1 protein-coding gene is annotated in these 8,094 nt (G+C 62.0%); it reads right to left on the bottom strand.

The genetic code is table 11. The annotated features are described in order from the left end of the window. The coding region (locus VL688_07230) for a hypothetical protein (protein HTL47840.1) at positions 1 to 8,094 on the bottom strand (8,094 nt) is incomplete at both ends.

Genomic DNA, 8,094 nt, shown 5'->3' with positions numbered 1-8,094 from the left:
TCCGCGTAACGCGCAGGGGCCTTGGACGAAAACAGGCGCCGCACCTCGTCTTCCGTGTCCGCCGCCGAAAACCGCAGCTGCAAAGCCGGCCTGCGCGCGCCCTGCACGTCGACGCTGACGGCCCGGAGGTATTCCACGCCCGGCACGCCGGATTTCTTCAAACTTTCCTGCATGAGCTGGATCCGCGCCGGAATGCCCGGATCCGCGGACGCGTCGAAAAGTTTCAAGACAAACTTTTTTCCCGCATTCCAGTAAGCCTGCGCGGCTTCATCCACCAGTTCGTACGTGTCGCCTTCAAACGTCACGCTTGGAACCCCGCCGAGGTTTGGAGTTTCGGAAGAACGCAGCTCTGGCCGGGCTTCCTTAAGCCCGGCACTGAGAAAACCTTCCGCACCCGAAGTGCGGAGCTCCGCATGCGCGTGGATTTCGGCGGCCATCGACTGAAGCGTCCTGAGGACGAGCGCCCGGCTCTCGGGACTTTTGAGGACCGCCATGTACCGTGCCTTGGCATCGAGCCCCTGAAAGCCTTCGCGTGCCCTTTCCGCGCGTTCGAGCAGCGCGATCGCGGGCGTAAGATCCGTATGCGGGAAAAGCTGCTCCCGGATTTCCTTTTCCCTTTTGTGCGTGAAAGCCGCGATCAGGAGAAGACCCCGCGCCACGTCCGCGCCGCCGGATTCGGCCAGGAGACGCACAAGGTCTTCTTCGGCGGCGGGCCGCCGGTAGATGGCGCCGAAATCGTGCACGGCAAGGACAAAGCGCCCGTCTTTTTTCAGCGGGCGTCCCTCCGCGTCCAGCCGGACCATGTAATTCCGGAATCCGATGTCCAGATCCACGAAGCCTTCCCGCCACATCGCGCGGATGAAATCCAGGAAATCGCGCGTGACCTGGTCACGCAGGCCCGGATGGCTTTTCACGAAAGTATTCAGCGGAATGCCGCGTTCCTGCAGGTAAACCGAAAGTTGATCTTTGGGATAGCGCTTGTCCTGGAGAAGACGGTCTTCGCCGGCCGCGCCCGTCAGGCGAATGCGGATGTTTTCCATGCGCACTTTGCCGGCGTAAACGGTCCTGGCGGCAAAACCTTTTCGCGCGAGCGCGCGGTAAATTTTTCCTTCTCCCGCGTCGGTCAGCCGCGGCATGCGCACCGCGATGTGCGCCTCCATGGCCCGCGGGCCGCGCTTGGCGATGATGACCTGCCGCGGATAATCCTTGTGTTCGAGCACATGGGTGTAAGCTCCGGGCGCCAGGTATTTCGCGGTCTCCGAACCCAGCGCCGCTTTGAGCGCTTGAAAGCGGAAAAACTGATAGGCCGCGCGCAGCAGGAAAAAGACGGGCACGACACCCAGCACCGCGCCCCAGGCTCCGGCCCCCAGGGCCGCGCCGCCGTAAGCCGCAAGGGACGCCGCAGCCGCGCTCGCGGCGCTCCAACTCAGAGAAACGGCATCCGGCCTCAATTCCGTCCGGGCGCCGCTTCCGGCGTCTTCGTCCAGAATCCGGTACAGTTCTTCCTTTTCTCCCAGGAAACGGTCGAGCCGGTCGATTTTTCCTTCGTCCACGAGCCGCGAGAAAATCCGGAAAGGCGCGAGCGCGAGAACCTCGTTCCCCGTCCGGTCGAAAACGACCCAGCGCATGTTCGGCTCGGTCTGGCGTCCCATGCTGTTGTCGAAGACCATGTAAAAACGGCCGGTGCTTTCTTCGTACGCGATCGTGCCGTCCTTCAAGCCGCGCAAAGTTTCGGCGACGATCGCTTCTTCGCTCGAGGGCCGGTCCACGTAAGGATGAAAGTGATCGTACTGGCTTTCCGGCTCTTCGAGCATGCGCAGCGCATGAACCTGCACGCGTTCGCGGCCGCGGAGGATTTTCTCGAGCGCTTCGAGGGAATACCCGCCTTTCAAAACGATCGGATGCTCGGGACTGCCCAGGAACCGGTTCACGCGGTCGATGTAATCGGGATCGCTGCGCACGGTATGGACCACGATCTCTCCGGACCGGAGCTCTGTTTTGGACGCGGCATCGAAGCCGAACATCTGGCGCAGCAGCGGGACAAACGGCGCGTCGCGGCGTTCGTGGATCGGAGGTTCGAGCGGGCGCAGCACGCGGTAACGTTCGTCAAAACGCGGATTGTACAGGACCTTGCCCATAGCTTCGGGTTCGTTGTTCTCGCCGAAGCCCAGGTCGCTGCGCTTGAAAAGCGGATTCCTGAGCTGGTCGTGGAAAAAGCCCTTCAAAAATTCCGTGTACGGATCGACGATTTGATTGATGTAGAGTGGTTTCTGAACATCGCCGTAAAGATGCCCCTGGATCGCGGCCAAGGCCTTATAGAGCACGAAATAGGTATAACCGAATTTTTGTTCACGCGTGAGCGGCCCGGTGTCCGGATCATTCCCCAGGCGCCAGCCGCCGAGATCATGCCAGGTGGTCGGAAGCTTTCCGCTCATGTCGATCGTGACATTGCCCCAATGCGGCTGCTCCGGATAAAGCTCCTTGTCGATGAGCCCGCGGATTTCGCGGCCGTAGCGCTGATACAGGCTTGCGAAATCGTAATGCGAGGCGATCTCCACCTGATCGCGGCGGTCCTGGGCCATATCCAGAGGCTGGGCCATGGCCCGCCGCAGCAAGTCGTCCAGACTCATCGGAACTCCCGGCGGAACGCGGGCGCGGCGGCGCACGTATTCCTCATAGAATCCGTGGATCATCTTTTTCAGGGGCTCGTCAAAACGTCCCGGGGAATCTTTGCGCCGCAGGGAAACAAAAACGCCGAGCTTCAGGCCGTCCTTCTGAATGTCTTTTCCCGCGGCCTGCTTCACGTGATACTCGCCGTAGGCCGCGGCCAGCGGCCCGCGAAGCCCCTGGGCCGGAAGAATATCGCGCGCCCGGAAGAATTTCCTCTTTGCCGAGGCCGCGCCATGCCCGCCGACCTGAGCCCAGCGCCCTTCCGTAAGGAGCGGCTTGCCGTCCCTGTCCATGCTGAACTCCGTGGCCCGGCTCTCGCTCTCCGGCCGGTCCGAATACATCTTCCATTCCGGGCCGATGACCGCGATGTGGCGGAAGTTTTCGCCCAGGTTCTGATCGGAAAACAGCACGCCGGTGATGTCGATCGCGTCCGCGGCCTCGCCTCCGATCATGACCGGCTTTTTAAAGAGGATGCGGACCGTCCTTTTGATGTCCTGGCCGCCGACCAGCTCGTCATAATCCCCCGGCTGCCACAAATCAGGATTGCCTTTGCCGTCCTTCAGCTTCGAAAGATCCGGATGCTGCGACACGATGCGTTCCAGCCGCTCGAGCACGTTGTCGCCGTTCTCGCGGTCGTATTGTTCGAGGGCCGCAAGCGTGCCGCGGTCAAAAACCATGTCAATGGCGCGCGCGCCGGGCCCGCTGCCGGAAAAGGTTTTTTCCACGAGGCCCGGAGAGGCTTTTTCCGCCGGAGCCGGGACGGCGGCGCGGTAAATGAGAAATGCGGTGCCGGATTTCGGCGGAACGACAAGCAGGATTTTGCTCTGTCCGAGCATTCCTTCCTGCAGGGGTTTGCGGACGCCGGCAAGCAAGGCTTCGGCGGAGGCGAGTTCCACCGCCGGCATGCCTTCGATCTGAAGGCGGGAAACGCCCTGGGCCGCCAAGGCCGGAACGGACAGCGCGTCCGCGTTGGACGGCCCCAGCTCCTGAGGTTCAGTGAGATAGAGCCGCGCGGTTTTGGAATCCGCGTCCAGAACAAGGAGGAATTGTTTGACGCCCGTCAACTTGTCTTCAATCATGCGCTGGACGCTGTCAAGCGCGGGTCCGGCCTCATCGATTTTCATCGGCGCCATGCCTTCCATTTCAACGGCGGACATCCCTTTTTTTGCCAGTTCTTTGGGCTGGAGCGCCGCGACATTCGCCGCGTCGAGCAAAATCGTTTCCAGGCGCATTTCGCTTTTCAGGGACGCGGGCACGTCCGCGGTGAAAACGTCCGCGGGAAGCCCGATGCGTTCCGCGATTTCGCGGAAGCCCTCGAAGCCGCGGAACTGGGCGTAGGCGTAATAAAGCGCGGCCCGGTAGCGCGCGCGCTGACGTTCGGCTTCGGGCGATCCCTGTTTGCGCCCCCACAAAAACACGTTCCGGAACTCGGTCTCATGCATCGTCATGGCTTCTCCCAGCCTGCCTTGGCGCGCCAGCTGGCGGCCGCCAAGGCGGATGTAATCGCGGATGTCTTCGGCCGGATAACCGGAAAGCGTGCCCATGAAAGCGTCGAGCGCCGCATCGCTTTTCACGGCCTGGCCGAACAAGGTCCAGATATAGTGTTCGAGGTAGGACGGATCATAAGAAAAGGGATCTTGCGCGAACGCGTCAAATGCGTCGAGGTAGCGGTCGTCGAGGACAAGGCCGTTCGCGCGCAGGAGCTCCCGGTTCCGGCTAAAGGCGCGTGCTGCCTGCGGGAGCGAAACCGCGAGCGGGTTCATCCGGTCCCGGTTCGGGACCGCGACCATCATGCGCTCGTCGAATGCTTTCGTGACCGCGCCGAAAAATTTCAGCGGAGGCGCTTCTTCGAAAGTGGACTTGAAATAGCCGGGCTTGATCCCGAGGAGCATGAGCAGAAACGAAGGTTCGAGCAGCATTTCTTTGGCGGCGGCGTCCCAATGCTTCCACCCTTCCCTGAGGAGCGGCAGGCGCTCGTGCATTTCTTCGATCTCGCTTTTCTCGAAAAGGTCCGGTGCGCCGAGATCCTGCGTCCGCAGTTCCGTTTTGGGAGCCGGCTCCCCTGCCGCGGCCCGCGGCTTTTGTCTTTTCAGGAGCGCGCCCAGCCCGCCGAGGACGTTCAGGAAAATCTGATTCACGGCCAGCGGGATGCCTGCCAGGCGCGCGTAGAACATGGCGCGGCTGGAAATAGTATCGACGCCTGGGAAGGCGGCGCCCGCTTTCCAGAAGTAGCTCCGCAGCAAAAAGGCCGCGAGCCGCGGGTATTCTTTTTGCAGTTCGGCCGCCGGCCCCCACACGAATCCAAGCGTCGGAACGAAAGAAAACAGCGCCGCATAAACCGCGGGAGAACGCCATGTCATCGCCAGCGTCACGAGAGCGCGGTACGTGCCGTCCATGAAAACAAGGGCCAGGAACCATGGGTTCCACGTGCTGAAAAAGGCCATCAGGCTTACGGCGTTGACCGCGGTCCCGACGCCCGGCGGCTTGACCAGATTGGGAAGGGCGTAAACCGGATAAAGCGACAGGAGCTTGAGCATCCTCGCCGGGCCGCGCGCGATTTCGGCGCGCAAGTCGTGAGCCTCTCCGGCATCGATTACGCCGTGCTCCAGCCCTTTTTCAATGCGGGTTTCCAGCCATTGCATCACGGATGCATGACGGTATGCCGGAACCCAAACCCACAGGGCCGCATGCCGAATCGACCGTCCGGCCGCCCGCAGGCCTTTTCCGGGAAGCCCGATCAAGAAGCCCCAGGCGCGTCTCATCCAGGAAAGGTCCCTGATTTTGGAAAGAAGCCGGCGCAAAACCCACAGGCGGTAAGCCCCCCGGTACTGACGCTCCGCGTTTCTCCACTCGGAAACGGTTTGGCGCAGATCGTCGATCCTGCGGTGGAGCTCCGCGGCCGTTTCCGGAGAGGCCTTCTCCTGCGCCGCAAGCCCGTCGACAAAGCGGTGCAGCTTGGCGAAATCAATCGCGTCGGCAAAAGGAAACAAGCGGCCGTTCAGCAGGCCCCGCACAAAATACGGAAATTCCAAAGGCAGCAGCCAGAAAACGCCGCCCGGAACGCCGGGAACCACGTCCACCAAAACCTTTTCTCCGGCCGGAGTCTGAAGGATGTTGCCCAAGGCATTCAGATTTCGCGTGTCGGTTTGACGCGCCAGCCCCCAGAACCCGAGGCGCTTGGCGAGAAAGGCATACCGCTCGTTCAGAAAAGCCTTGGCCGCCCGCACTTCGTCCAGGCGGATCTTCCGGCCCTCGACGTAGTCGTAGGCCTGGACGTACGAACCCGTGGCCTCGTCGTAGCGCGTATAGCGCAGGCGCGGCGTGAAGTCTTGGTCCGTTCCCCGGTCCAAATGGTAGAGGTCGTTGATCACGACATTGGTTTTATACGCCGCGAGAATCGCGAAAGGATTGTGCCGGTAGCCGAAAGGCGCGCCGCGCGTCAAAGAATAGAAAAGGCCCACGGCGGATTTTCCGAGGCTCCCCTCCCCCTTGATGCGGCCGAAATATTTTTCCACGAAACGTTCGCCGCTCGCCGGGTCTTCGACGAGATAAACGGTGGAAGCAAGGCCCGCGCCGAGACGCTTGACGATGCGCCGTTCCGGAAGGTCCAAAGGCATGCCTTCGGGATCCAGAGCTCGGGACGTGGCGGCAAGCGTTTGTCCCGGTTCCAGCACCGCTTCGGGAAGCGTGTAATCCCGCGGCCAGCCTTCAGGCGCGCCTAAAGTGCGAAGCTCTGGTTTCGGGCGAAGCACGTACAGGGAATCATATTGAAAATTATCGCGCGAATTCGGATAGCCGATGAGCCCCTGCGGGAAAACCTGCAGGTCCCAGCCCCAGGCCTCGTGACGCTTCTGCAGCACGTCGCCCAGCCGCGTGTTCAGGCGGTGGAAACGCATCAGCAGAACACCGCCGGGAGCGAGGAGTTCACGCGCTTCCTGAAGATACTCGTTCACGTCGCCCTGCGGCGCATTGGCCGTGACCACGTCGAAGCGATGCCGCAGCTCCGCGTCGGTCACGACAGGCGTGAGCCCCGAGTAAAGTCCGGTCCAGGTTTTGCGTTCCACGGCTTGGAAACCTTCGCCCGCAGGCGTGATTTCGTCCAGACCGGCCTGTCCGAACCGGTAGCGCAGGGCAAAGGCCGAGCGGATAAAACCGCGGGCCTTCGCGGCCAGGCCCATCATGAAATGCGGCGGATCTTCGCTGCCCAGGTCGATCGCGCTGAGGTCACGCCGGCCGCCGAAAGTTTCTTCGAAAAAGGATTCGAGCGTCGCTTCCCAGGGTTTTCCCGCACGCAGTTCCGCCTTGCTGAAGGCCGCAAGAACTTTTCCGAGGGCGCTGCCTTCCGGCTGAGGAATCGTGCGCACCGGCCATTTGGCTTCGGGAAGCTCTCCCTTCAGCCGCTGAAGCGCGTCCTGCTTCCAATGCCCGACTTTGTCCTGATTGATTTTGATCTTGCGCAGGGACGGCTGCCGCCTGGCAATTTCCCGCGCGACGTCGCGGTAATGCCCGAGGCGCTGCTCGCGGATGCCGTAGTCCATGAGAAGCGTTTCCGCTTCGCCCGCTGCGAGCTTGCCGAAGTTCCGCATCACGTCCTCCACGGTCTTGCCCGCGTCCGCGGCAAGCCAGTGAAGCCCGCTCGCATGCGCGCCCAATACTGCGAGGGCCTGGCGGCGGATCAGCCCGACGCGGCCCGCGCCGAGCTGCTTGGGAGTGATTTTGTTTTTATAGAGGACTGCCGCCAGCTGCGGGAAATGGCGCACGGGCCCTTTTCCGTTCAGGCCGTAATAATATTCCAGGACTTCGCGCTGGACTTTCGTCAGCATGAGCCAGCGCGCTTCCGTGAGATCCGAAGGTTCGATCTTGGCATGCGCGGCCAAAAGCTCCGCGTCCCGCTTTTCGAAGTAAAGCCGCCGCACGAATTGATTGACCTTGATGGTGAAGGTCTTGTCCCCCAGCAGATAATCGTGCAGGAGGAGGCGCCCTCGTTTCAGGGCATTGCGTCCCACCGTGTTGCGGCTCAGGGTGTCGTGGCCTTTCGCGGCGAGCTCGCGGATGATTTCCGGCGTGTCGGCCGCAACGTGCATGCCGATGCCGTAAGTCCTTCCCAGGATGAGCGCGTGCACGGCCGGAAGTTTCGCGAGAAGCGAAGGCGTGATCCATTCCGCGCGGACTTTGGCGTCGGCGGCGAGGCGCTCGGCGCCGGTCTTGTTTTCTTTCAGCGTTGCCATGGCCTCGGCGTATTTGTGGCGCAGGTGATCGGCGCTGACCGTCACACCTTGAGCTTTGAAGCGCGCGGCCGTGTCCTTCCATCCCCCTGTCCTCGGCGTGTCCAGTCCGTGGACATAACGCACGATTTTCCAGTCACGCTCGGTCAGCGTCCAGGCCAGTTCTTTGAGACGCGGGACGGCAATGCCGGTTTCCTCC

Source organism: Verrucomicrobiia bacterium (assembly GCA_035495615.1).
GTDB lineage: Bacteria > Omnitrophota > Omnitrophia > Omnitrophales > Aquincolibacteriaceae > DATJFP01.
Note: the sequence above shows the minus strand (reverse complement) of the source record. Positions and strands in the feature narration are given on the sequence as shown.